We start from the raw sequence: 24,372 nt of genomic DNA on the forward strand, positions 1-24,372 counted from the left end.
CCCGGCTGCGCCCTTTACACGGCCCGTGCGGCGCCCACCGCGACCCCGGCGGTCGCTCAGGGGTGCAGCAGACGCGGGGAGAGCGCGCCGTAGGGCACCAGTTCCAGCTCGGCGCCCGCCTCCCGCAGGTCGGCGAGGACCAGCTCGTCGTAGAGCAGCAGTCCGGACTGCTCGGGCCAGACCACGGCCCACAGCCACAGCCCGAGGGCCTCGCCGGCGAAGACGGCGCGGTCGGCCGGGGTGCCGGAGACGAGCCACAGCGGGGTCGGGCGGCCGCCGGCGAGCACCTTGGCGTCCGGCGGTTTCTCCACGTCCAGCCGGGGTCCGGGGTCGGGGCCCCCGATGCCGGCGTAGCGGGCACCGAGCCCCACGCCGAGTTCCTCGGCGACCAGGATCAGCTCGCCCATGCCGCCGAGCGGTCCCGGGCCGGAGCAGGCCACCGCGGTGGCCCGGCCGCCGCTGCGGTCGTCGCCGGCGCAGGCCACGCCCGTGAACAGCCAGCCCACCGGCAGCGGCCAGGGCATCCACACGGGGACCTGTGCGCGCTGTACGACGACGTTGAGGGCCTCGACGCTGGGCGGGATCACGGGCTGCAGCGGATACACCGTGCCATGCGCATCGCACTGCCAGGAGTCGTTGAAGAGTCCGGGAGCCCTGACCCGGCCACCGCACTTCGGGCAACTGGGTTCGCCCCTCATAGGGCTCCACGGTCCTACCCGTTCCGCGCCGCGTCAAGGACGATCACCCGTCCGGTGGCGACGGGCGGCGGGGCACCCGCCCACCCGAACTAGATGCGTGTTGCATTTATTAGCCGATCTAACTTAGTGTGTGTATAAGCCAACTATTTCTCCGGTGCATCGCCGGTGCATCGCACGCGGATTGGAGCACAGCATGGGCGCCGACCCTCTCGACGCGGGAGCGGGCAGCATCCTGCGGCAACCCAAGGCGGTCTGGGCGACGGCGGGAGCGTCCGTCGTCGCCTTCATGGGCATCGGTCTCGTCGACCCGATCCTGCCGTCCATCGCCACGGGACTGCACGCCACCCCCAGCCAGGTCTCCCTGCTGTTCACCTCCTACTTCCTGATCACCGCGATCGCGATGCTGGTGACCGGGTTCGTCTCCAGCCGCATCGGCGGCCGCAAGACCCTGCTGCTCGGCCTCGCCTTCGTCGTGGTCTTCGCGGCCCTGTCCGGCACCTCCGGCTCGGTCGGCGAGCTGGTCGGCTTCCGGGCCGGCTGGGGTCTGGGCAACGCCCTGTTCGTCTCCACCGCGCTCGCGGTCATCGTCGGCGCGGCGGCCGGCGGCAGCGCGGCGGCCATCCTGCTGTACGAGTCCGCGCTGGGCCTGGGCATGGCCTGCGGCCCGCTGCTGGGCGCCCTGCTGGGCAACGCCAGCTGGCGCTACCCGTTCTTCGGCACGGCGTTCCTGATGGCCGTCGGCTTCCTGTGCATCGCGGCGTTCCTGAAGGAGCAGCCCAAGCCCGCCCGCAAGACCTCACTGCTGGACCCGCTCAAGGCCCTCGGCCACAGCGGCCTGGCCTCCGCGGCGGTCTCGGCGTTCTTCTACAACTACACGTTCTTCACGGTGCTGGCCTTCACCCCGTTCGTGCTGGACATGACGCCGTACAAGTCCGGTGCGGTGTTCTTCGCCTGGGGTGTGCTGCTCGCCGTGTTCTCGGTGCTCGTCGCCCCGCGCATGCAGGAGCGCTTCGGCTCGCTGAAGGTGCTCGGCGGCTCGCTGGTGCTGCTCGCCGCGGACGTGGTGATCCTCGGCTACGGCAACCACACCACGGCGATCGTCTGCACCATCCTGTCCGGCGCGTTCATCGGCGTGAACAACACCGTCTACACCGAGCTGGCCCTCGGCGTCTCCGACGCGCCGCGCCCGGTGGCCAGCGCCGGCTACAACTTCGTCCGCTGGTTCGCGGCGGCCGCCGCGCCCTGGCTGGCGCCGAAGATCGAGGAGTGGACCGACATCCACATGCCCTTCGTGGTCGCGGGCATCACCGCGGTGGTCGGCGCCCTGGTGATCGCGGCCCGGCGGCGGGTGCTGCGGCACGAGGCCCACGCGGCCCCGGCCCCGCACGCCGCCCAGAAGGGCGCCGCCGCCCTCGCCGACTGACCGCACCGTCGCCCACCGCCCGCACCCTCGCCGGCCGGCCGTGAGATCCGTCACGACCGGCCGGCGGGAACGATGCGGGCCCTCAGTCCAACGGCACGGACCTGCGCAGCGGATCCCGCAGGTCCGTGCCGTGCGTCAGCCAGCGTTCCTGCAGGGCCTGCGCCCCGTGCACGCGCTTGTACGCCGCCTCGTTCGGCGTCATGGGCAGCAGCGGCAGGAACCGCACCGGATCCAGCGGCTCGTCCAGCTCCAGGTCCTCCACCAGCCCGCCCGGCTCGGCCACCAGCACCGAGGTGAAGCCGGCCCCCGGCCACAGCGGCTCCCCCAGGTCCAGCGACGCACCCGGCGCCACGACGACCCCTTCGACCTGCGGGGACGCCGCGAGCACGGCGAGCGGACGGAGCACCTTGTCGGTGCCGGCACGCCCCTGACGCACCGACAGCACCAATTCGGCGCGCGGCCCCTTGACGGGGTCGGCGACCAGTGCCGTGGGGTCGGTCATGGGGTGCGCGGACATGCCGAGGGTGGCGTAGCGGACGAGGGGTCCTTCCTGGTCCTCGCCTCGAAAGCGCAGCACCTCGATGCGGTCCGTGCCGAGGAAGGTGACCGCGGCGCGCGCGTCCGGTTCGCCCAGCGCGGTACACAACCGGGCCTCGACCAGAGGAAGAACATCAGCCATGCGGCGAGCATAGAACTCGTCAGCAGCGGGCAAAGCGGCGCCTTGACACGCCGGGAAACTGATAGTCTTACCCGGTGGTTCGGGGCCGCATGCGCACGCATCGCGTCGGTTCCCGACGTCCCGAAGGAACTCCCTCACGAGGGACCGGCCGGAGGAGGTGGGGCTGTCATGGATCGAAGTCGACCGTGCAGTAGCACCCGCTCTTCCTGCCGCTGAAGCAGCTGGCTGTCCTGGCTCCGGCTGACCGCCACCTCTCGCCCGCGCGCCCTGGCGCGTGTCGCACGGAAGAGCACCTGGCCCGACCGGCCGCCCCTCTCGGCTCACCCGGTCGGCGCACCTGGTCCGTCCGATCCGAATCAGCGACGAAGACCGACACCGCGACGGTGCGGTGCTCCCCGCTTTGTGGACGTGCGAAACATCCTCCTTCCGCCGTGACCGGCCCCTGACAGGGACGGTCTCACGGCCCGTGTGCCGTGCGGGCGGAAGACCGTACGGAACGTCCTCATTCCGGGCAGTTCCAGCCGCCGTGCTGCGCCTCTTCGTCGCTCGTCGCGAAGGAGCCCTGCCATGTCCATGATCCGAGACCTGCGTGCCGTGGTCCGCCCGTCCCGCTCCACGCAGCGCAAGGACACCGGCCTCTACGACACCACCCGCGACTCCGCCACGCCCTCCGCCGTCGTCGACTGCGCCGTCTACCGCGACGGCGTGCGCGTGCCGTCCGACGGGCCGCTGTCGCCGCAGGAGGCGATGCGCCAGGTGCGGCGCGACGGCGGCTTCGTGTGGATCGGTCTGCACGAGCCCACCGAGTCCGAACTGGCGGGCATCGCCGCGGAGTTCGGACTGCACCCGCTGGCCGTGGAGGACGCGGTCAGCGCCCACCAGCGGCCCAAGCTGGAACGTTACGACGACTGCCTGTTCACCGTCTTCAAGACCGTCCACTACGTCGACCACGACCGGCTCACCGCCACCAGCGAGGTCGTCGAGACCGGCGAGGTGATGTGCTTCACCGGACGGGACTTCTTCATCACCGTCCGGCACGGCGGGCAGGGCTCGCTGCGCGCCCTGCGACGCCGGCTGCAGGACAACCCCGAGCTGCTGGGCAAGGGCCCCTCGGCGGTGCTGCACGCCATCGCCGACCATGTCGTCGACGGCTACATCGCGGTCGGCGCCGCACTGCAGGACGACGTCGACGAGGTGGAGACCGAGGTGTTCTCCCCGGGCCGCGGCGGCACCCCGCGCGGCACCGACGCCGGGCGGATCTACCAGCTCAAGCGCGAGGTGATGGAGTTCCGGCGGGCGGTGCTGCCGCTGCTGCGGCCCATGCAGCTGCTCAGCGAGCGCCCGATGCGGCTGATCGACCCGGACATCCAGAAGTACTTCCGGGACGTGGCCGACCACCTGGCCCGGGTGCAGGAGCAGGTCATGGGCTTCGACGAGCTGCTCAACTCCATCCTCCAGGCCAACCTCGCCCAGGCCTCCGTGGCGCAGAACGAGGACATGCGCAAGATCACCGCCTGGGCCGCGATCATCGCCGTGCCGACGATGGTGTGCGGGGTGTACGGCATGAACTTCGAGCACATGCCGGAGCTGCACTGGAAGTACGGCTACCCGGTGGTCATGGCCGTCACCGCCGCGATCTGTCTGGGCATCCACCGCACGCTCAAGCGCAACGGCTGGCTGTGACCGGCCTCGTTACCCTTCTGCCATGACCAGCGAGCTGCTCGACCAGGCCCTCATCGAGGAGGCCAGCAAGAAGTCCGGACTCGTCTGGGTCGCGGCGCCCGGCGCTCCGGCCCGTGCCGTCTGGCACGTCTGGCACGCGGGCGCGGTCTGCCTGGTCGGCGACGGGCCCGGCGAGCAGCCGCTGCACGGCCTGGGCGCCGGGGACACCGTCGAGGTGACCGTGCGCAGCAAGGACAAGGGCGGCCGGCTGGTCACCTGGGCCGCGACCGTCGAGGAGCCGGCCCCGGACTCCGAGGTGTGGCAGGAGACGGCGGCCGAGCTGAAGGGCAAGCGACTCAACGCCCCCGACGCCGCGGCGATGACCGAGCGCTGGGCCCGTGAGTGCCGGGTGCTGCGGCTGGTGCCGACCGGGCGGATCGCGCCGCTGCCGGACGGCTCGCTGGCCGCCGCGCCGCTGCCCACCCCGGCGACGACCCGTGAGCCGGTCCCGGCCGGACTGCCCCGGCTGCTGTTCAAGAAGCGCAGGCGGCGCGGCTGAGCAGCCGCCGCCCGCGGCGGCCGGCGGGTCAGGACGCGGGCAGCTGCTTGCCGTAGTCGACGGTCCGGCTCTTGTCCGGCTCCGTCAGCGACACGTTCTCGTCCCACTCCGAGAAGGTCAGGGTGCCCGCGTCGCCCGCCCGCACCAGGCGCAGCGGATACGGCGTGCCCTCGAGGGACACGTCCAGGGTGCCGCCCGACCCGTCGGAGCCGGTGATCCGGATGGTCCGCGTCCCCGACGCCTCGTGGTAGCCGTCCTTCTCCAGGGTGCCGTGCAGGGTCAGCAGCCCGCCGAGCAGCACCTCCTTGTCGGTGAAGCCGCGCAGCCGCTGGTAGGAGGGGTCGTCCTGGGGCACCTTGACGTACTTGCCGTCGAGTTTCGCGGCGGCGCCGGAGTCCGGGTCTCCGCCCTTGCCGCCGTCGGCGCGGCTCCAGAACGCGGCGTCCGCCTTCAAATACAGCTGCTTGTCCACCCGCAGCAGGTCGAACGTCGTCCCCTGGGAGGTGACCGACCCGGTGCCGCCCTGGGACGACAGCCGCATGTCGAGCTTGTAGGTGCGGCCCTTGGTGACCACGTTCCCCGACAGCCGCACCGAGCGGGCCGCGTCCGCCGCCGCCCGGGTGCGCTGCTGGATCTGTCCGGCGGACAGCTTCCCCACCCCGTTGGTGCCCTCGTCGGGATCCTGCCCCGCGCATCCCGCGAGCCCCGCACCGGCGACGAGGACCAGTGCGCACAGCGTGCCCCTCAGCGCGTTCCGGCGGGTTCGGCCCGGGGGAAGAGCAGTCACAGGTGGCGCTGCCTTTCTGACGTGCGGCGGACGGACGCGGTCGACGCGGAAACGGGGTGCGTCGGGCGGGACGGAGCAGCCCGGTGCGGCGTACGGCAGCGTACCGGTGGCCCGGAACCTTCCCGCGCGCACCCGGGTCCGGTCCGGACGGCCCCGCTCACCAGGGCGCGGCACAACGGAACGGACTAGCCTGAAGCCCGTCCGAGCGGGCAAGCGGAACAACAGGCGCATCACACCCGTCCGATGCCTCGCGCATCACGGATGCAGGCGGCATCACGGAGCAGGAAGCATCACGGAGCAGGCAAAGGAGGCGCGGCCATGGCAGCGGGCGCCCCGCGGATCTTCGTCTCTCACCTGTCCGGCGTCGCCGTCTTCGACCCGAACGGCGACCAGGTGGGGCGCGTACGGGATCTGGTCGTCATGCTCCGGGTCGGGCACCGGCCTCCCCGGCTGCTCGGGCTGGTCGTCGAACTGCCCACCCGGCGCCGCATCTTCCTGCCCATGACCCGGGTGATCGGTATCGAGTCCGGTCAGGTCATCACCACCGGGGTGCTCAACGTGCGGCGCTTCGAGCAGCGGCCCACCGAACGGCTCGTCTTCGGCGACCTGCTGGACCGGCGGGTGAAGCTGCGGGAGACCGGCGAGGAGGTGACCGTGCTGGACGTGTCGGTGCAGCAGCTGCCCGCCCGCCGGGACTGGGAGGTGGACCGGGTCTTCGTCCGCAAGGGCCGCAAGGGCGGCGCGTTCCGGCGCGGCCGGGGCGAGACGCTGACCGTGGAGTGGTCGGCGATCACCGGCATGTCCCTGGAGGAGCAGGGGCAGGGCGCGGAGACCCTGCTGGCCACCTTCGAACAGCTGCGCGCCGCCGATCTGGCGAACATGCTGCACCACCTGTCCGCCAAGCGGCGCGCCGAGGTCGCCGCCGCCCTGGACGACGACCGGCTCGCCGATGTGCTGGAGGAGCTGCCGGAGGACGACCAGATCGAGATCCTCGGCAAGCTGCAGAGCGAACGCGCCGCCGACGTGCTGGAGGCCATGGACCCCGACGACGCGGCCGACCTGCTGGGCGAGCTGCCCGTGGAGGAACGCGAGCGGCTGCTGGGCCTGATGAAGCCCGGCGACGCGGCCGACATGCGCCGGCTGATGGCGTACGAGGAGCGCACCGCGGGCGGTCTGATGACCACCGAGCCGATCGTGCTGCGCCCGGACGCCACCGTCGCCGACGCGCTCGCCCGGATACGCAACCCCGACCTGTCGCCCGCGCTGGCCGCCCAGGTCTACGTCTGCCGCCCGCCCGACGAGACCCCGACCGGCAAGTATCTGGGCACCGTCCACTTCCAGCGGCTGCTGCGCGACCCGCCCTACAGCCTGGTCAGCGCCCTCGTGGACGACGATCTGCAGCCGCTCGCGCCGGACGCGGCGCTGCCGGTGGTCGCCGGGTTCTTCGCCACCTACGACATGGTGGCCGCGCCCGTCGTCGACGAGTCCGGCTCGCTGCTGGGCGCCGTCACCGTGGACGACGTGCTGGACCACATGCTGCCGGAGGACTGGCGGGAGACCGAGTACCACCTGGACGAAGGGGCTGCCTGAGATGGCGGCCGAGCGCGACACCGCCCGGGAGAGACACCCGGCCGGGGCCACCGCCGCCGGACGGCCCCGGGGCGGCCGGCTGGACCAGCCGCGCGCGCCCCGGCGCCGACTGCTGCCCGAGTGGGACCCGGACGCCTTCGGCCGGATGTCGGAGCGCATCGCCCGCTTCATCGGCACCGGGCGCTTCCTGGTGTGGATGACGGTGGTCATCCTGGTGTGGGTGGTGTGGAACGTGGCCGCGCCCGAGCACCTGCGCTTCGACGAGTATCCGTTCATCTTCCTCACGCTGGCGCTGTCCCTGCAGGCCTCCTACGCCGCCCCGCTGATCCTGCTGGCGCAGAACCGGCAGGACGACCGGGACCGGGTCAACCTCGAGCAGGACCGCAAGCAGAACGAGCGGTCCATCGCCGACACCGAGTACCTGACCCGGGAGATCGCCGCGCTGCGCATGGGCCTGGGCGAGGTGGCCACCCGCGACTGGATCCGCTCCGAGCTGCAGGATCTCGTCAAGATCCTGGAGGAACAGCGCGCGGACGGCGACGGGCAGCACCGGCCGGAGGCATTCGGGACCATCGGGGCAGAACACCCCCGCGGGCGTGACCGGGACGACCGCTGACCGGGTCCCGGCGGCGCGGCCCCGGGCCGTACCATCGACGGTATGGCTACGGAAGACGCGGTGCGCGAAGCACTGGCGACGGTGAACGACCCCGAGATCAACCGCCCCATCACCGAACTCGGGATGGTCAAAGAGGTGCGGATCGGCGCCGACGGCGCCGTCGCGGTCACCGTGTACCTGACGGTCTCCGGCTGCCCGATGCGCGAGACGATCACCGAGCGCGTGCGCGAGGCCGTCTCCCGCGTCGAGGGGGTCACCCGGGTCGACGTCTCGCTGGACGTGATGAGCGACGAGCAGCGCCGGGAGCTGGCGGCGGCCCTGCGCGGCGGTCAGGCCGAGCGCGAGGTGCCCTTCGCCAAGCCCGGCAACCTCACCCGGGTCTACGCGGTCGCCTCCGGCAAGGGCGGCGTCGGCAAGTCCTCGGTGACGGTGAACCTGGCGGCGGCGATGGCCGCCGACGGCCTGAAGGTCGGTGTCGTGGACGCCGACATCTACGGCCACAGCGTGCCCCGCATGCTCGGCGCGGACGGCCGCCCCACCCAGGTCGAGAACATGATCATGCCGCCGTCGGCCCACGGCGTGAAGGTCATCTCCATCGGCATGTTCACCCCGGGCAACGCACCGGTCGTCTGGCGCGGCCCGATGCTCCACCGGGCGCTGCAGCAGTTCCTCGCCGACGTGTACTGGGGCGACCTGGACGTGCTGCTGCTGGACCTGCCGCCCGGCACCGGCGACATCGCGATCTCCGTGGCCCAGCTGATCCCGAACGCCGAGATCCTGGTCGTGACGACCCCGCAGCAGGCGGCGGCCGAGGTGGCCGAGCGGGCCGGCTCCATCGCGGTGCAGACCCACCAGAAGATCGTCGGCGTGGTCGAGAACATGTCCGGCCTGCCCTGCCCGCACTGCGGCGAGATGGTCGACGTCTTCGGCACCGGCGGCGGGCAGCTCGTCGCGGACGGCCTGACCCGCACCACGGGCACCTCGGTGCCGGTGCTCGGCTCCATCCCGATCGACGTGCGGCTGCGCGAGGGCGGCGACGAGGGCAAGCCGGTGGTGCTGAGCGACCCGGACTCGCCGGCGGGTGCGGCGCTGCGCGCGATCGCGGGCAAGCTCGGCGGCCGTCAGCGGGGCCTGGCCGGGATGTCCCTGGGCATCACCCCGAAGAACAAGTTCTAGCCTCCCTGCGGCCCGCACAGGGCGTGCGCAAGGGCGTCGTCCCCGCACCGGGGCGGCGCCCTTCGCCGTGCACCGGCGCGGGGCCGGACCCCGGCGGCACTCACCCGGGGCCGGACCCCGGGGGCAGCTCACGCCGGGCCGGACCCCGGGGGCAGCTCACGCCGGACCGGACCCCGGGGGCAGCTCACGCCGGACCGGACCCCGGGGGCAGCTCACGCGGGGCCGGGCCCCGGCGGCGGATCAGCTGTACGCGGTGAGGTCCTCGACCACGGCGAAGCCGAGGCCGTAGGCGCTCATGCCCCGCCCGTACGCCCCCAGGTGCACGCCTCGCGAAGTGGTCCCGGCGAGCACCCAGCCGAACTCGGACTCACGGTAGTGGAAGGAGGACGGGACCCCGTCCACGGGCAGGGTGAGCGTCGTCCATTCCGGCCCGGACAGGTCGTCGGCGAGCACCCACGCGGTCTCGGTCTGCTGCTCCAGCCAGTCGTCGCGCAGGGCGTGGTCCATCTGCAGCGGCCAGCTGAACGACAGCAGCCCCACCCCGGCCAGCCAGGCCGCCGAGGAGACGGAAGTGGCCTCCAGCTGGCCGGTGCCGTCGGACAGCCGGCGCTCGGGATGGGCGGCGACGGTGACGACGACCGCGAACTTGTCCCTGGGCTCCTCCGGGGAGCCGGAGACGAACTCGTTGCGCACCGTGGGCTCGTCGCCGTGCCCCAGCGACCCGTGCTCGACGGTTCCGTCGGCGGAGACGCCAACCTGCATCAGCCTGCGCGGGCCGGTGAAGGCCGCGTCCAGGCCGTACCAGGGGAAGGGCGCCAGCAGGTAGTCGTCGAGCGCACGCCGACCGGAGGGACGTGAGCCGTCCTCCTCCGCGGCCGGTGCCTGCGCGACCGCCCTCTGTGTCGTCTCCATCTGCCCGGACGCCTCCTCGCTCTCGCCGGACCGCGGCCACCCGCCCCCCTCGGGCGCATTGACGCGGTCCGCACAACAACTCGGCAGCATATCGAGCCCGCCTCGGGCATTCGGGCATACGCCCGGTACATGGGGCGCCGGACGGGCCGCGTACGCCCCCGGTGGCGCATCCCACCGGGTGACGCGGGCCCCGGACGGGTCAGGCCGTGCGCCTCAGGTGGCGTCGGCGTCGAAGGGCGGGTGGTCGTCGCGGGCGGGGCTCGCCGGCCTCTTGGTCAGCTCGACCCGGCCGCCGGACGCCGAGGAGGACGAGCCGGACGTGTCGGGGCCGGTGTCCACGCCGTGCACCGCGTCCGCGACCTCGGCCATCTCCTTCTTCAGGTCGAAGCCGCTGCGGATCTCCTTCAGCCCCAGGTCGTCGTTCTCCAGCTGCTTGCGGATGAACGTCTTCGGGTTGAGGTCCTCGAACTCGAAGTCCTTGAACTCCGGGCCCAGCTCCCGGCGGATGTCCTGCTTGGCGCTCTCCGAGAACTCACGGATCTTCCGGATCGTGCGCATCACGTCCTGGACGACCTTCGGGAGCTTGTCCGGACCGAACACGAGCAAGCCCAGGACGATGATCGCCGCCAGCTCGGGCAGTCCTATGTCGTTGAACACCTGAAGCTCCTTGCGATGTCCGTGGTCCTCGGGCCTCCGGTGGTCCGGTGGGTGCGGGATCTTTCCATGGTCCGGGCCGGGTCCACGGTACCCGGCCCGGGTGTCCCCCCGGTACTGTCCCGCAGGGTCGGAGTGCCGGTGCCCGACGAGGTTCGCCGCCCGTTCGCCTGCCGGACACCGCACGTTGGGCCGTTCGGCCCGCCGTGCGCGAGGAGCGTGTGACGTCGGCGTCAGTCACGGACCGGCACCGCCCAGGGGCGACGAGGGTCACCGCGCGGGTGCACGGGGACGTGTCCGCGGGCGCTCGGGAACGCCTCCGCGGCGGGTGACGCCGGATGCGCCGGCCGTGCACGCGGGCGGGCGGCCCGGCGCCGGTCAGCGGGTCGCCGTGGAGCCGGGCGACGTGGTGGGCGAGGGGGCGGCGGACGTGGGGAGCTGGGGCGCCGCGAGCAGTCCGGGTGCCGTCAACCGCGGGTCCCCCGACCACGCGGCCAGGCCGAACGGCGGCCGCATCAGCAGCGGGCGTATCTGCGACGACAGGGCCCCGGCATCGGCCGCCGGGAGGGACGGCGCGGCGAGGGGCTGTATCGCCTCCTGGGAGCGCTCACCGGCCGGCTGGGGGATGCCCGGGAGCAGCGGGGCGGACTGTGCGGTGGGCGCGGTCGTCTGCGCCTCGGGGGCGAAGACCCGTCCCTGTGCCGCCGTGGACGCCCCGTCGAGCGGGCGGCGCCGTGTCGTCTCCTGGGTCGTCGCGGCGGCCGTCCCGGCCGGGCTGGCCGGCGTGACATTGCTGCCGGAGCCCGAGCCGCCGCGGGCCTCCACGGCCGTGCCGCCCGCGGTGCTGCCGGTCACCCCGCCCAGGGCGATCGCGGCCAGCGACACCGCACCGGCGGCGACGAACGCCATCCGCAGGCCGCGCGAGGAGGAGCGCTCCGCATCGGGCCGGGCCACGGGGTGGACACGGAACCCGGAGGAGGGTTCCGGCTCGGGCTCGGCCGGATGCGGACGGGCCGGGAGGACGCCGAACGCGAACCGCTCACCGCGTCCGCCCCCGAACACTCCGTCGTCCCCGAGCCGTCCGGACGGCCCGGGGAACGGGCTGCGCAGTCCTCCTCCGCCCAGCGGTCCGCCGCCGCTGCCGGGGTCGCCCGCCCAGGCCAGCCCGTTGAGGCGGGCCAGGAGGCTCTCGGAGGGCGGCGGCGGGGCCGCCTGGGCGAAGACGCTCTTCAGCCGGCGCTGGGCGTCCACCTCCGCCTTGCACTTCGGACAGGTGGCCACGTGCGCGAGCACGCGTTCCCGCGCGTCGGGCCCCAGCTCGCCGTCCACCAGGGCGGACAGGCGGTCTCCCAGATGCTGCTCCGCGAGCCGCCGCGCGGCGGGCTCCGATCGTGATCCACTCACGCGGTCGCGCCCCCTCCCCCCAGTGCGGGAACGCGCGGCACGAAGCGGCGCCGCTGGGCGCGGGCCTCGGGCGAGCGGTGCGCCAGGGCCTTGCGCAGCTGGGAGCGGCCGCGGTGGATGCGGGAGCGGACGGTGCCGAGCTTGACGCCCAGGGTGGCGGCGATCTCCTCGTAGGACAGGCCCTCGATGTCGCACAGCACGACCGCCGCGCGGAACTCGGGCGCCAGGGTGTCCAGGGCCTGCTGGATGTCGGCGTCGAAGTGGGCGTCGTTGAACAGCTGCTGCGGGGTGGGTTCCCGGCTGGCCAGCCGCTCGGCCGCGTCCTCGCCGAGCGCGTCGAAGCGGATGCGCTGCTTGCGGCGGACCATGTCCAGGAAGAGGTTGGTGGTGATGCGGTGCAGCCAGCCCTCGAAGGTGCCCGGGGTGTAGGTCGACAGGGAGCGGAAGACGCGGACGAAGACCTCCTGGGTGAGGTCCTCGGCGTCGTGCTGGTTGCCGGTGAGGCGGTAGGCCAGCCGGTAGACCCGGCCGCTGTGGGTGCTGACGATCTCCTCCCAGGTGGGCGGAGTCCACGCCTGCCCGTCCGCGTCGGTGGTGAAGGTCGCGGTCTGGGCGGGGCGCTCGGCGTGGCTCGCGTCAGCAGCGGTGTCGTTCACGGATTTCGGCCTGCCCGCCGATCCGAGAAAGCGCCGCAGCACTCCTCCCCGATCCACAGGCACGGCCGCACCTCCCCTGTCGGCTCCGGTGATGTCCAGTGGAGCCCCTACCATAGCCACCTCGTCCGTTAGCTCCGGATAAGCGGTTTTACGAGAATTTGACACGCAAGGGTGCGGCTCGTGCGCCGCGTCCGTCGCCCGGGCATCATGTCCGTCCCCTCTGCGCTTCCACAGGCTCACACCGGCCCTCTGCGGCCGCCTGTCCCACCCTGGAAACGACCGGTCCCATCTGGGGGTTCCCGGTCCCAGCGGATACAGTCACGCCCAGGCACACACGGGGACAGGAGAGGGTCATTACCGGCAACCGGCAGGCGAGCTGGGCGTTCGCCGACGCCTATGCCGCCGAGGACGAGGCACTGCGCTGGGCCCGCGACCGAGCCCGCGAGGCGGGCCTGCGCTCGGTATCACCCAGTGCGGGGGCCACGCTGCGCCTGCTCGCCGCCGCCGTCGACGCCAAGGCGGTCGCGGAGATCGGGACCGGCACCGGGGTCTCCGGCATCCATCTGCTGCACGGCATGCGTCCGGACGGCGTGCTGACCACCGTGGACACCGAGCCGGAGCACCAGCAGTCCGCCCGCCAGGCGTTCCGCGCCGCGGGCTTCGCCGGCAACCGTGCCCGATTCATTCCCGGACCGGCGCTGGACGTGCTGCCCCGGCTCGCGGACGCGGGCTACGACCTGGTGTTCTGCGACGGGGACCGGCTGGAGTTCCCGGAGTACCTCACGGAGTCGCTGCGCCTGCTCAGGCCGGGCGGTCTGGTGGTCTTCGCGGGGGTCTTCGCGAACGGGCGGACGGTGGGCTCCGGCCCCCAGCCCACGGAGGTGCTGCGGCTGCGGGAGCTGCTGCGCATTGTGCGGGAGAGCGACGAGGTGATGCCGTCGCTGCTGCCGGTGGGCGACGGTCTGCTGTGCGCGGTGAGGCGCTGACGGCCGCACACCGGCCGCGTCGGGTCGCCGCACGGGGCACCGGTCTCGGGGTGCACCGATCACGGGCAGCGCGTGAGGAACGCACGGGCCGATCGCGGCCTGCCGGGGGCGGACCCGGCGACGACGGCCGCCCCGGCACCGCGTACGATGCCGGGGCGGCCGAAAAGGTATGGTCGTGTGCGCGTCAGCCGACGACCTTCTTGAGGGCGTCGCCGAGCGCGTCGGCCTCGTCCGGGGTCAGCTCGACGACGAGCCGACCGCCGCCTTCGAGCGGAACGCGCATGACGATGCCCCGCCCCTCCTTGGTCACCTCGAGCGGGCCATCACCCGTCCGCGGCTTCATGGCCGCCATGCTCGTTCCCCTTCCTGAAACCCAGCTCATCGTCTAAGCCGACGGCCCATCGAAGGGCACGCGCGCGGTCCTCGCCGCAATGGCCCCGGACACGCGTCACCGGCGTCGAACACATTGCTTCCCAGCCATTATCCCGCATCACAGGACCCGATGACCAACATCGGTCCGCATCGCTTGGACAACGCGCGCAGGCAAAACCACCCAATTCGGCGATGGAGCTGCGATACTTCGCCCCCGCCCGCGCGCCCGGCACCCGGCCGGGCACCGTTTTTCTTTGACGCAGGTCACACCGCGGCGTCACGCCAGGGCCGCCGATCTCCGCCATGCTGTCCTTCGACCACCCCGTACCGAGCGGTACGGGCCTGCCGTGACACCGGAGGGGATGCCCCATGGCCGACACCGTGCTCTACGAGGTCAGCGACGGACTCGCGACGATCGTGCTGAACCGCCCGGAGGCGATGAACGCGCTGAACATCGCGACCAAGAACGCCCTCCGGGACGCGGCCGAGGCGGCCGCGGCCGACGAGACCGTGCGCGCCGTCCTGCTGACCGCCGCCGGGGACCGGGCGTTCTGCGTCGGACAGGACCTCAAGGAGCACATCGGGCTGCTGCACGGCGACCGGGAGCGCGGTCAGGGGCAGACGATGACCACGGTCCGCGAGCACTACAACCCGATCGTGCGGGCGCTGGCCGGGGCCGCCAAGCCGGTGGTCGCCGCCGTCAACGGCGTGGCCGCCGGAGCGGGCTTCGGCTTCGCACTCGCCGCGGACTACCGGGTCGTCGCCGAGACCGCGTCGTTCACCACCTCCTTCGCGGGCGTGGCGCTCACCGCCGACTCCGGCGTCTCCTGGACCCTGCCGCGGGTGGTCGGGCCCAGCCGGGCCATGGACCTGCTGCTCTTCCCGCGCAGCATCAGCGCCCAGGAGGCGTACGAGCTGGGCATCGCCCACCGGGTGGTGCCGGCCGCCGAGCTGCGCGCCGAGGCCGAGAAGACGGCCCGCGCGCTGGCCGAGGGCCCGACGGTGGCGTACGCGGCGCTGAAGGAGTCGGTCGCCTACGGGCTGACGCACTCCCTGACGGAGACCCTGGAGAAGGAGGACGAGCTGCAGACCCGGGCCGGGCAGTCCGAGGACCACGCGATCGCCGTCCAGGCGTTCGTGAACAAGGAGAAGCCGGTCTACCGGGGCCGCTGACCGGGCACGGGCCGGCCGCCGTCCCCGGGGCCGCGCGCGGTCAGGGACGGCGGCGGGCCACGCAGCCGGCGAGGTGGTCGTCGACCAGGCCGCAGGCCTGCATCAGTGCGTAGGCCGTCGTCGGGCCGACGAAGCGCAGCCCGCGCTTCTTCAGCGCCTTCGCCAGGGCCGTGGACTCGGGTGTGACCGCGGGGACGTCGCCGAGGGTGCGCGGTGCCGGGCGGGCGTCCGGGCCGGGGGCGTGGGACCAGACGAGGGCGTCCAGCTCGCCGGGGGCCCACTCGGCGAGCACCCGTGCATTGGCGAGGGTGGCGTCGATCTTGGCGCGGTTGCGGATGATGCCGGTGTCGGCGAGCAGCCGCTCCCGGTCGGCGTCCGTGAACCGGGCCACCTTCGCGATCTCGAAGCCGGCGAAGGCGGCGCGGAAGCCCTCCCGGCGGCGCAGGATGGTGATCCACGACAGGCCGGACTGGAAGGCCTCCAGGCTGAGGCGCTCGTAGAGAGCGTCGTCGCCGTGGACGGGCCGGCCCCACTCCTCGTCGTGGTAGGCCACGTACTCGGGCGCGGACAGCGCCCAGGGGCAGCGCGGGGCGCCGTCCGGTCCCGGCACCGGACCGGTCCCGTCCGGCACGGGCGTCCCGGCGACCGGGCCCTCGGCCCCGGGCGGGGTGCGGTGCGCCTCGGTCACGGCTGTTCCTCGGTGCCGGGCTGCTCGGGGCGGGTGCGGGACGCGGCGGCGCGGGCACCGGCCAGCGCGGACTCCAGGTCGGCGATCCGGGCCTCGCGCTCGGCCAGTTCGGCGCCGAGCCGGCTCAGTGCGTCGTCGACGTCGGCCATGCGGTAGCCGCGGACCGCGAGCGGGAAGCGCAGGTTCTCCACGTCCGCGCGGCTCACCGGGCGGTCGGGCGGCAGCGGGTCGTGCAGCCGCTCGGGCGCGGCCTCGGGCAGCGGGCCGTCCCCCTCGCCCCCGCCCACCACGGCGAGCGTGACCGCGGCGACCACGACGGCGAGCGCGCCGACCAGGAACAAGAACATAACCATCGCTTCGGTCCCCACGGAGTCGTCGGACGGGTCGGGTGTGCCAGGGTCGATCGTGCCATGCGAGTCTGACAGTCGGGGTCTTGCGTCCGGATCGGGAAGGTCCGGACGGCAGTCCACAAGGCGGTCCCGCACCAGCGGGCCACAGGCAACGCGGGAAATGAGGTCACAGGGGATGCTCAGGCTGGGCAGGCGTGAGTTCGGCGCGAACGAGCCGGTGATCATGGCGATCGTCAACCGGACCCCCGACTCCTTCTACGACCAGGGGGCGACGTTCCGCGACGAACCGGCGCTGGCCCGGGTGGAGCAGGCGGTGGCCGAGGGGGCGGCGATCATCGACATCGGCGGGGTGAAGGCCGGGCCGGGTGAGGAGGTCACGGCCGAGGAGGAGGTGAGGCGCACGGCCGGTTTCGTGGCCGAGGTGCGGCGCCGCTTCCCCGACGTGGTGATCAGCGTGGACACCTGGCGGGCCGAGGTGGGCGAGGCCGTCTGCGAGGCCGGGGCGGATCTGCTCAACGACGCGTGGGGCGGCGTGGATCCGCGGCTGGCCGAGGTGGCGGCGCGCCACCGGGTGGGCCTGGTGTGCACCCACGCCGGCGGTGTCCAGCCGCGCACGCGGCCGCACCGGGTGACGTACGACGACGTCATGGCCGACATCCTCAAGGTCACCCTGGGCCTGGCGGAGCGGGCCGTGGCGCTGGGCGTGCCCCGCGAGTCGGTGCTGATCGACCCGGGGCACGACTTCGGCAAGAACACCCGGCACAGCCTGGAGGCCACGCGCCGGCTGGACGAGATGGTGGCCACCGGCTGGCCGGTGCTGGTCTCCCTGTCCAACAAGGACTTCGTGGGCGAGACGCTGGACAAGCCGGTCAAGGAGCGGCTGCTGGGCACGCTGGCCACGACGGCCGTCTCGGCGTGGCTGGGGGCCCAGGTGTACCGGGTGCACGAGGTCGCCGAGACCAAGCAGGTGCTGGACATGGTGGCCTCGATCGCCGGCCACCGTCCGCCCGCCGTGGCCCGGCGGGGGCTGGCGTAGGGCGCGGACACGCCGCGGGGCGGCCGCCCGGCCGCCCCGCTTCTGCTTCCCGGCCCCGGCTACTTCCCGGCCTCCTTGGACACCAGCGCCACCGCCTCGTCCACGTCGTCCGTCACGTGAAACAGGGTGAGGTCCGACGCGGACGCCTTGCCCTGGGCGATGAGGGTGCCGGTGAGCCAGTCCACCAGGCCGCCCCAGTAGCCGCTGTCGAACAGCACGATCGGGAAGCGGGTGACCTTCCGGGTCTGGACGAGGGTGAGTGCCTCGAAGAGTTCGTCGAGCGTGCCCAGGCCGCCGGGCAGGACCACGAAGCCCTGGGCGTACTTGACGAACATCATCTTCCGGACGAAGAAGTAACGGAAGTTGAGCCCGATGTCGACGTACGGGTTCAGGCCCTGCTCGAAGGGCAGCTCGATGCCCAGGCCCACGGAGATGCCGCCGGCCTCGCAGGCACCCTTGTTCGCGGCCTCCATGGCGCCCGGACCGCCGCCGGTGATCACCGCGAAGCCCGCCTCGACCAGGCCGCGGCCCAGCCGCACGCCCGCCTCGTACTCCGGGGAGTCCACCGGGGTCCGGGCGGAACCGAAGACGCTGATCGCGGGCGGGAGTTCGGCCAGGGTGCCGAAGCCCTCGATGAACTCCGACTGGATGCGCAGCACCCGCCAGGGGTCGGTGTGCACCCAGTCGGTCGGAGCGCGTTCGTCGAGCAGCCGCTGGTCCGTGGTGCTGGCCTGGACCTGGCTGCGGCGGCGGAGGACCGGTCCCAGGCGCTGCTCCTCAGGTGGCCGCTTGGTGCCCTCGGGGTTGCCCGTAGCCATGTGCGCTCCCTCCGTGTGCGGTCGTTCCGCTTCAGCGTAGATCTCCGCGGGTGACGGGAGGGGGACCTCGGCATGTCCCGCGCGCGGCGCCCCGGTGGATGCTTCCGGGGCGCCGGCCGCCGCCGTGCGGGCGGGGCGGGCCGGTCTCAGCCGGTCAGCCAGGTGCGCAGCCGCTCCTCGCAGGCGAGGATCTTCGCCGTCTCGACGCGTTCGTCCCGCTTGTGCGCCAGGTGGGGGTTGCCGGGACCGTAGTTGACGGCCGGGACGCCGAGGGCGGAGAAGCGGGAGACGTCCGTCCAGCCGTACTTGGGCTGCGGGGTGCCGCCGACGGCCTCGACGAAGGCCGCCGCGGCCGGGTGGTTCAGGCCGGGCAGGGCGCCCGGGCTGTGGTCGTCGACGACGAACTCCTCGACGCCGCAGTCCGCGAACACCTCGTGGACGTGGGCGACCGCCTCCTCGGGCGTGCGGTCCGGCGCGTAACGGAAGTTGACCGTCACGACGCACTCGTCGGGGATGACGTTGCCGGCCACGCCGCCCACGATCCGCACCGCGTTCAGGCCCTCGCGGTACTGCAGACCGTCGATGACCGGATGGCGCGGCCGGTACTCCGCGAGCCGGGCCAGGACGGGCGCGGCGGCGTGGATGGCGTTGGAGCCCATCCAGGAGCGTGCCGAGTGCGCCCGCTCACCCTTGGTCCTCAGCAGCATGCGCAGCGTGCCCTGGCAGCCGCCCTCGACCTGGCCGTCGGAGGGTTCCAGCAGCACCGCGAAGTCGCCCTGCAGCCAGTCGGGGCGGGCCTCGGCGACATGGCGGAGCCCGTTCAGCTCCGCGGCGACCTCCTCGTTGTCGTAGAAGACGAAGGTCAGATCGCGGTTCGGGTCGGGCACGGTCGCCGCGATGCGCAGCTGGACGGCGACGCCGGACTTCATGTCGCAGGTGCCGCAGCCCCACAGCACCCCGTCCTCGTCCAGGCGGGAGGGCACGTTGCCGGCGATGGGAACGGTGTCGATGTGGCCGGCCAGGATCACCCGCTCCGCGCGGCCCAGCCCGGTGCGGGCGACGATGTTGTTGCCCAGGCGGTCGACCGTCAGGTGGGGCAGGGCGCGCAGGGCGGCCTCGATCGCGTCGGCGAGCGGTTCCTCGGTGCCGCTCTCCGAGGGGAAGTCGACGAGCTGCGCGGTCAGCCGCGCGGCGTCCAGCGTGAGGTCAAGCGGGGTGTCGGCCATGTCCTCGACCCTAACCCGCGGTGCGGCCCGCGCCCGCCGGGCGCGCCCGTCGCCGGGCCCGGCGCGCCCCGGCCGGCTGCCGGGTGGCCAACGTCCGGCTCCCCCGGGCGCGTTGAGCTGGGAACTCCTGCCCCCACCTGGCTCGACAGCGGGCTCGTCTCCAGTACCTTGTACCGCGTGTCTGAGCCGTCCCCCACATCGAAACGTCGTGGCCGCCTCCTGAGAATCGGGGCGGCCGTTGCCGTTCTGCTCGCGCTCGCGGGATATCTCACGGTGCAGTACGTGACGGGTGGCGCTGCCCCCGGCTGCAAGGTGGTCGCCGCGCACGGCGACGCGTCGTACGAGTTCACCCCGGAGCAGGCGGTGAACGCGGCGACGATCGCGGCCGTCGGCACCGGGCGGGGCATGCCCGAGCGGGCCGTGACCATCGCGCTGGCGACCGCGCTGCAGGAGTCGGGCCTGCGCAACCTGAACCACGGCGACCGCGACTCCCTCGGGCTGTTCCAGCAGCGGCCGTCCCAGGGCTGGGGCACCCCGCAGGAGATCATGGACCCGACGTACGCCGCCGGGATGTTCTACGAGCACCTCGCCAAGGTGCCCGACTACACGGATCTGCCGTTGACCGTGGCCGCCCAGCGGGTGCAGCGCAGCGGTTTCCCGGAGGCGTACGCCAAGCACGAGCCGGACGCCACACTGCTCGCGGACGCCCTCACCGGGCACTCCGCCGCCACGCTGACCTGCCAGGGCCGCCCGAGCGCGACGGCGACCGCCGGTCCGCAGGCGGTGCGGGCGGCGCTGGTGCGCGACTTCGGGCGGGACGTGCTGCAGGAGGCCGGTGCGGTGGTGGACGACGACGGGGCGTCGCCGTCGCCCGCGGCACCGCACGCCTCGGCCGTGGACGACCGGACCGTGACGCTGCCGGTGTCCGCCGCCCCGCAGGACGGGCGCAGCGCGCGGCAGCGCGGCTGGCAGCTGGCGCACTGGGCGGTGGCCAACGCCTCGGCGCTGCACATCGAGCGCGTCTCCTACGCCGGCCGGGAGTGGACCGCCGGGCTCACCGACGGCGAGTGGCACCCGGTGGACGCCAAGAACGACGACCGGCCCGGCACCGGGGCGGACGCCGGCGCGGTACGGATCACCACCGGACACTGACAGGGCCGTCCCGTGGCCCGGCGGACACGGGGCGCGGGACGGCAGCGAGGAGTGTCGGACGCGTCTGCGCCCGTTCCCCCTGCCGGGTGATCCACGACCCCCCGGCCCGGCAGGGGGAACGGGCTCGCGCACCGCCCGTTCCCCTGGCCCGAACCGCCAGGGCACGCAAGGACGAAAGGATTCCGCAGGCACCCGCCGCGAAATTCCTTTCGTCCGTTTTTGTGTGCAGCAGATCATGCGATGCGCTGCCGATCCTTTACGTCGGCGCACCGCAACCTTTCCGCCCTTCGAGCGGTAGTCACAGCGTCCGTGCCCCGCCGTCCGGCGGGGTCGCGCACGCACGTGTTCACACCCGAAATCTTTCCGCCGAAGGAGCACCATGTCCCTCCCCCTGACCCGCCGGATCGCCCGTGCCGCGCTGCTCGTCGCCGCGGGAGCGGCCGCCGGGGTCGGTGCGGCCGGCTCCGCCTCCGCCGCTCCCACGCTGCCGGTCTCCCCGGACCTGGGCGGGCTGACCGCCCTGGACGGGGCGCGCGTCGGCGACACCGTGGACAGCGCGGCGCAGCACGTCACCGGGGCCGCGGGTGACACCGGCAGCAAGGTGCTGAAGCAGACGGTCCCGGCCGCAGGCAAGGCGGGCGGCGGGCTGGTGAAGAAGGCCGCGCCGGCGGCGCAGAAGACGGCCGGTGACGTCGCCGGCACCGCGGCCGGCGTGGTCGCGGACACCACCACGACGGCGGCCCGGAGCAGCCTGCCGACCCAGTCCCTGCCGTCGGCCGGCCTGCCCCTGGGCGGCTGAGCGGGGGCACGCCCGGCGCGCCGCGCGGACCGGATCCGACGAGCGGCGCGGCGCACGAAAGGCCCGGCGGCACGAAAGGGGCCCGGGGGACGATCCCCGGGCCCCTTCGCCGTTCACACCCTGCGGGGCGGCTACTGCGCCAGCCGGCGCGCCGCCGCCTCGATCCGCTCGTCGGTGGCCGTCAGGGCCACCCGCACGAACCTCTCACCGGCCGGCCCGTAGAAGTCGCCCGGGGCGACCAGGATGCCCCGTTCGGCCAGGTGGGCGACCGTGTCCCAGCAGGACTCGTCCCGCGTGGCCCACAGGTACAGGCCGGCCTCGCTGTGCTCGATACGGAAGCCGTGGTCGAGCAGCGCCCGGCGCAGCACGGTGCGGCGGGCGGCGTACCGCTCGCGCTGCTCGTGGACGTGGGCGTCGTCGCCCAGGGCGGCCACGGCGGCGGCCTGGGTCGGCGCCGAGGTCATCATGCCGCCGTGCTTGCGGATCTGCAGCAGCGGATCGAGAACCGCCGGGTCGCCGAGCAGGAAGGCGGCACGGTATCCGGCGAGGTTGGACCGCTTGGACAGGGAGTGCACCGCGACGACGCCGTCCAGCGAGCCGCCGTTGACGTCCGGGTGCAGGACGGAGACCGGCTCGGTCTCCCAGCCCAGCTCCAGGTAGCACTCGTCGGCGACGACGAGGACGCCGTGCTCCCGGGCCCAGGCGACGATCCGCGTCAGCTCCTCCTTGCCCAGCACCCGGCCGGTGGGGTTGGAGGGGGAGTTGAGCCACAGCAGCTTCAGGTTCGCCGGGTCCAGGGCCGTGGGATCGTCGTAGGCCTCGTGGTCCGCGCGGGCCAGGCGGGCACCGACCTCGTAGGTGGGGTAGGCCAGGCGCGGGTGGGCGACCTTGTCACCGGGGCCGAGGCCCAGCTGCGTGGGCAGCCAGGCGACCAGTTCCTTGGAGCCGACGACCGGCAGGACGTGCCGGTGGGTGATCCCGCGGGCGCCCAGGCGCCGCTCCGCCCAGCCGGTGATCGCGTCACGCAGCTCGGGCGTGCCCCACACCGTGGGATAGCCCGGGGAGTCGGCCGCCGCGATCAGCGCCTTCTGGACCAGCTCGGGAACCGGGTCGACCGGAGTGCCGACCGACAGGTCCACGATGCCGTCGGGATGGGCCGCGGCCGTCTTCTTGAAGGGCTCCAGCTTGTCCCAGGGGAAGGTGGGAAGCCGGTCGGAGACTGCGGACACGGGATCAGGCTCACTTTCTCGAACGGCGCGTGCGCGCGAAGGGGCGCGCCCACGCCAGCGTACGCCCGGGCGGCAGAACACCGCGGTCCCGTACGGAGACCGAACACCGGGGGCGTTCAGGCCGTACGGGACCTGCCCGCGGGACGTCCCGCAGGCGATCGTCCGAGCGGGGTGGCGGCACGCAGCGGCGGGCCGCCGGTGATCACTCGCTCTGCGGCGGCAGCGCGGCCACGAACGGGTGGTCGCGCTCGATCAGACCCAGCTTGCTGGCGCCGCCGGGCGAACCCAGCTCGTCGAAGAACTCGACGTTGGCCTTGTAGTAGTCCTTCCACTCCTCCGGCACGTCGTCCTCGTAGAAGATCGCCTCGACCGGGCAGACCGGCTCGCAGGCTCCGCAGTCGACGCATTCGTCCGGGTGGATGTACAAGGACCGCTGGCCCTCGTAGATGCAGTCGACCGGGCACTCCTCGATGCACGCCTTGTCCTTGACGTCGACACAAGGCTGCGCGATGACGTAGGTCACGCTGTCGTTCCTCCTCGATAGGGCGCTGGCGGGCCTCCTCAGGCTCCGCCGCCTGGCGCGCGGGAGCGCGGCGTCGTCGATGCCCGCCCCTAGTATCTCCGTTCCGTGGTGTGATCCGAACAGGAGGGGTGAACTGACCTGTGGAAATTGCGGCTACAGGACGCTACGAGGTCCGTATCACCGCTTCTGACGTGGGCAAACGGGTCTCCGTCCGGCGCTTGAGCGTACCCGGGGCGACCGGTGAGAGGTTCACCGACACGGTCGGAGTTCTCACATCATGGGACGACGGTGTGCTCGTGATCACACGGCGGAACGGAGAGAGTGTCCGGATCGCGGAGAAGGACCTGGTCGCCGGGAAGGTCGTGCCCGCCGCCCCGGCCCGCCGGCGCGGCCCGGCCGCGACCTGGGAGGAACTCACCCGGGTCACGGCGCGCGCCTGGCCGCCGGTGGAGCGCGAGCGGCTCGGCGAGTGGGAGCTGCGGGCGGCCGGCGGGTTCACCCGGCGGGCCAACTCGGTGCTGCCGCACGGCGACCCCGGCCTCCCGCTGGACGAGGCGCTGGCCGCCGTACGCCGCTGGTACGGCGAGCGCGGCCTGCCCGCGTACCTCCAGGTCGCCACGGGCGCGGAGGGCACCCAGGAGACGCTCGCCGCGCAGCTGGAGCAGCGCGGCTGGACCCGTGAGGTGAGCGTCGAGGTGTGGACCGGGGCACTGGCACCGGTCGCCGACCGGTCCGAGGGCTCCGAGGTGGTGCTGTCCCGCACGGCCGACGCCGCCTGGCGTGCCCGCTACGGGCGCACCGGGGCGGGCGAGGTGGCCGAGCGGGTCCTCCATGCGCGCGGCGCGCAGAGCGCGCCCGAGGTGTCGGTGTGGTGCGCGGCGGTGCCCGCGGCGGCGCCCGGGGAGCCGCCCGTCGCGATCGGCCGGGTGGCCGTGGACGGCCGGTGGGCCACGTTCTCCGCCGTGGAGGTGGCCCCCGAGCAGCGGCGGCGCGGGCTGGCCACCGCCGTCGTGGCCGCGCTCGCGCGCAAGGCCCTGGAGGAAGGCGCCTTCGCGGGTTGCCTTCAGGTGGAGAGCGACAACACCGCTGCGCGGGCGCTGTACGCCGGGCTAGGGTTCGCCGTGCACCACAGCTACCACCACTTCCGTGCGCCGGAGCCGGCGGAGCGGGACACGACCGGTTCGGGCCGCTGACGAAGGGGCAC

26 protein-coding genes are annotated in these 24,372 nt (G+C 73.3%); 12 read left to right on the forward strand and 14 right to left on the reverse strand.

The window, feature by feature from the left end:
- Positions 1-56: 56 nt before the first annotated feature.
- Positions 57-698, reverse strand: coding sequence for a DUF6758 family protein (locus OG899_RS08515; protein WP_125496654.1), 642 nt, complete (start codon positions 696-698; stop codon positions 57-59).
- A 193-nt stretch (positions 699-891) separates the two neighbouring features.
- Here OG899_RS08515 and OG899_RS08520 point away from each other — a divergent pair, with 193 nt between their 5' ends.
- Positions 892-2,121 (forward strand): MFS transporter, encoded by a 1,230-nt coding sequence (locus tag OG899_RS08520; RefSeq protein ID WP_125496653.1) that lies wholly within the window; start codon positions 892-894, stop codon positions 2,119-2,121.
- An 82-nt stretch (positions 2,122-2,203) separates the two neighbouring features.
- Here OG899_RS08520 and OG899_RS08525 read toward each other — a convergent pair whose 3' ends face one another.
- Positions 2,204-2,800, reverse strand: a complete 597-nt coding sequence (locus tag OG899_RS08525) for a suppressor of fused domain protein (protein ID WP_406310973.1) — start codon at positions 2,798-2,800, stop codon at positions 2,204-2,206.
- Between the two features lie 567 nt (positions 2,801-3,367).
- Here OG899_RS08525 and OG899_RS08530 point away from each other — a divergent pair.
- Positions 3,368-4,483, forward strand: a complete 1,116-nt coding sequence (locus OG899_RS08530; protein ID WP_406310974.1) for a magnesium and cobalt transport protein CorA — start codon at positions 3,368-3,370, stop codon at positions 4,481-4,483.
- 22 nt (positions 4,484-4,505) lie between these two features.
- Positions 4,506-5,021 (forward strand): hypothetical protein, encoded by a 516-nt coding sequence (locus OG899_RS08535; protein ID WP_125496650.1) that lies wholly within the window; start codon positions 4,506-4,508, stop codon positions 5,019-5,021.
- 28 nt (positions 5,022-5,049) lie between these two features.
- Here OG899_RS08535 and OG899_RS08540 read toward each other — a convergent pair whose 3' ends face one another.
- Entirely contained in the window at positions 5,050-5,808 is a 759-nt protein-coding gene (locus OG899_RS08540) for a hypothetical protein (RefSeq protein ID WP_168131595.1), read from the reverse strand.
- Positions 5,809-6,126: 318 nt separating this feature from the next.
- On the opposite strand from OG899_RS08540, the gene OG899_RS08545 reads away from it, so the two are divergent.
- Genes OG899_RS08545 through OG899_RS08555 form a run of 3 tightly spaced genes read left to right on the forward strand, consistent with a single transcriptional unit; the run spans position 6,127 to position 9,190 of the window.
- On the forward strand, positions 6,127-7,398 hold the full coding sequence (locus OG899_RS08545) for a magnesium transporter MgtE N-terminal domain-containing protein (protein ID WP_125496648.1): 1,272 nt from the start codon (positions 6,127-6,129) through the stop codon (positions 7,396-7,398).
- A 1-nt stretch (position 7,399) separates the two neighbouring features.
- The gene (locus OG899_RS08550; RefSeq protein ID WP_125496647.1) at positions 7,400-8,014 is read left to right on the forward strand and encodes a DUF1003 domain-containing protein; all 615 of its coding nucleotides are present in this window, start codon (positions 7,400-7,402) and stop codon (positions 8,012-8,014) included.
- A 42-nt stretch (positions 8,015-8,056) separates the two neighbouring features.
- Positions 8,057-9,190: an Mrp/NBP35 family ATP-binding protein gene (locus OG899_RS08555; protein WP_168131596.1), complete on the forward strand. Its 1,134-nt coding sequence runs from the start codon at positions 8,057-8,059 to the stop codon at positions 9,188-9,190.
- A 240-nt stretch (positions 9,191-9,430) separates the two neighbouring features.
- Here the strand turns inward: OG899_RS08555 and OG899_RS08560 are convergent, their stop codons facing one another.
- The 4 genes from OG899_RS08560 to sigE all read right to left on the reverse strand — a co-directional run bounded on the left by OG899_RS08560 (position 9,431) and on the right by sigE (position 12,858).
- Positions 9,431-10,102, reverse strand: a complete 672-nt coding sequence (locus OG899_RS08560; RefSeq protein WP_168131597.1) for a hypothetical protein — start codon at positions 10,100-10,102, stop codon at positions 9,431-9,433.
- A 213-nt stretch (positions 10,103-10,315) separates the two neighbouring features.
- A complete protein-coding gene (locus tag OG899_RS08565; RefSeq protein ID WP_125496644.1) occupies positions 10,316-10,759 on the reverse strand; it encodes a sec-independent translocase in 444 nt (147 codons plus the stop codon).
- Positions 10,760-11,134: 375 nt separating this feature from the next.
- Positions 11,135-12,160: an anti-sigma factor gene (locus tag OG899_RS08570; protein ID WP_168131598.1), complete on the reverse strand. Its 1,026-nt coding sequence runs from the start codon at positions 12,158-12,160 to the stop codon at positions 11,135-11,137.
- Positions 12,157-12,858, reverse strand: a complete 702-nt coding sequence (sigE, locus tag OG899_RS08575) for an RNA polymerase sigma factor SigE (protein ID WP_125496664.1) — start codon at positions 12,856-12,858, stop codon at positions 12,157-12,159. Before sigE ends, OG899_RS08570 begins: the two co-directional genes overlap by 4 nt.
- Before the next feature lie 245 nt (positions 12,859-13,103).
- On the opposite strand from sigE, the gene OG899_RS08580 reads away from it, so the two are divergent.
- Positions 13,104-13,802, forward strand: a complete 699-nt coding sequence (locus OG899_RS08580; RefSeq protein ID WP_125496663.1) for an O-methyltransferase — start codon at positions 13,104-13,106, stop codon at positions 13,800-13,802.
- A 184-nt stretch (positions 13,803-13,986) separates the two neighbouring features.
- Here OG899_RS08580 and OG899_RS08585 read toward each other — a convergent pair whose 3' ends face one another.
- A complete protein-coding gene (locus tag OG899_RS08585; RefSeq protein WP_003966491.1) occupies positions 13,987-14,154 on the reverse strand; it encodes a DUF3117 domain-containing protein in 168 nt (55 codons plus the stop codon).
- A 389-nt stretch (positions 14,155-14,543) separates the two neighbouring features.
- Here OG899_RS08585 and OG899_RS08590 point away from each other — a divergent pair, with 389 nt between their 5' ends.
- A complete protein-coding gene (locus OG899_RS08590; RefSeq protein ID WP_125496642.1) occupies positions 14,544-15,347 on the forward strand; it encodes an enoyl-CoA hydratase/isomerase family protein in 804 nt (267 codons plus the stop codon).
- A 40-nt stretch (positions 15,348-15,387) separates the two neighbouring features.
- Here OG899_RS08590 and OG899_RS08595 read toward each other — a convergent pair whose 3' ends face one another.
- Positions 15,388-15,978, reverse strand: coding sequence for a DNA-3-methyladenine glycosylase I (locus OG899_RS08595; RefSeq protein WP_125496662.1), 591 nt, complete (start codon positions 15,976-15,978; stop codon positions 15,388-15,390).
- Positions 15,979-16,031: 53 nt separating this feature from the next.
- Positions 16,032-16,388 carry a DivIVA domain-containing protein gene (locus OG899_RS08600; RefSeq protein WP_125496641.1) on the reverse strand — a complete coding sequence of 119 codons (357 nt, stop codon included), beginning with the start codon at positions 16,386-16,388 and terminating at the stop codon, positions 16,032-16,034.
- 172 nt (positions 16,389-16,560) lie between these two features.
- Between OG899_RS08600 and folP the strand changes: the two genes are divergently transcribed.
- Positions 16,561-17,421 carry a dihydropteroate synthase gene (gene folP / locus OG899_RS08605; RefSeq protein ID WP_125496640.1) on the forward strand — a complete coding sequence of 287 codons (861 nt, stop codon included), beginning with the start codon at positions 16,561-16,563 and terminating at the stop codon, positions 17,419-17,421.
- 59 nt (positions 17,422-17,480) lie between these two features.
- On the opposite strand, the gene OG899_RS08610 is transcribed toward folP, so the two are convergent.
- Together OG899_RS08610 and dapE are read right to left on the reverse strand one after the other, a co-directional pair.
- A complete protein-coding gene (locus tag OG899_RS08610; protein ID WP_125496639.1) occupies positions 17,481-18,239 on the reverse strand; it encodes a TIGR00730 family Rossman fold protein in 759 nt (252 codons plus the stop codon).
- Positions 18,240-18,385: 146 nt separating this feature from the next.
- A complete protein-coding gene (gene dapE, locus OG899_RS08615; RefSeq protein ID WP_125496638.1) occupies positions 18,386-19,465 on the reverse strand; it encodes a succinyl-diaminopimelate desuccinylase in 1,080 nt (359 codons plus the stop codon).
- Between the two features lie 177 nt (positions 19,466-19,642).
- Between dapE and OG899_RS08620 the strand changes: the two genes are divergently transcribed.
- Positions 19,643-20,617 carry a heavy metal transporter gene (locus tag OG899_RS08620; RefSeq protein WP_125496637.1) on the forward strand — a complete coding sequence of 325 codons (975 nt, stop codon included), beginning with the start codon at positions 19,643-19,645 and terminating at the stop codon, positions 20,615-20,617.
- Positions 20,618-20,996: 379 nt separating this feature from the next.
- Entirely contained in the window at positions 20,997-21,416 is a 420-nt protein-coding gene (locus OG899_RS08625) for an ATP-binding protein (RefSeq protein ID WP_125496636.1), read from the forward strand.
- Between the two features lie 131 nt (positions 21,417-21,547).
- Here OG899_RS08625 and OG899_RS08630 read toward each other — a convergent pair whose 3' ends face one another.
- Positions 21,548-22,645: a bifunctional succinyldiaminopimelate transaminase/glutamate-prephenate aminotransferase gene (locus tag OG899_RS08630; RefSeq protein ID WP_125496635.1), complete on the reverse strand. Its 1,098-nt coding sequence runs from the start codon at positions 22,643-22,645 to the stop codon at positions 21,548-21,550.
- 202 nt (positions 22,646-22,847) lie between these two features.
- A complete protein-coding gene (gene fdxA / locus OG899_RS08635; RefSeq protein ID WP_125496634.1) occupies positions 22,848-23,168 on the reverse strand; it encodes a ferredoxin in 321 nt (106 codons plus the stop codon).
- A 140-nt stretch (positions 23,169-23,308) separates the two neighbouring features.
- Between fdxA and OG899_RS08640 the strand changes: the two genes are divergently transcribed.
- Positions 23,309-24,361 (forward strand): GNAT family N-acetyltransferase, encoded by a 1,053-nt coding sequence (locus tag OG899_RS08640; RefSeq protein WP_125496633.1) that lies wholly within the window; start codon positions 23,309-23,311, stop codon positions 24,359-24,361.
- Positions 24,362-24,372 lie beyond the last annotated feature (11 nt).

This window comes from Streptomyces thermoviolaceus (genome assembly GCF_045209695.1).
Lineage (GTDB): Bacteria > Actinomycetota > Actinomycetes > Streptomycetales > Streptomycetaceae > Streptomyces > Streptomyces thermoviolaceus.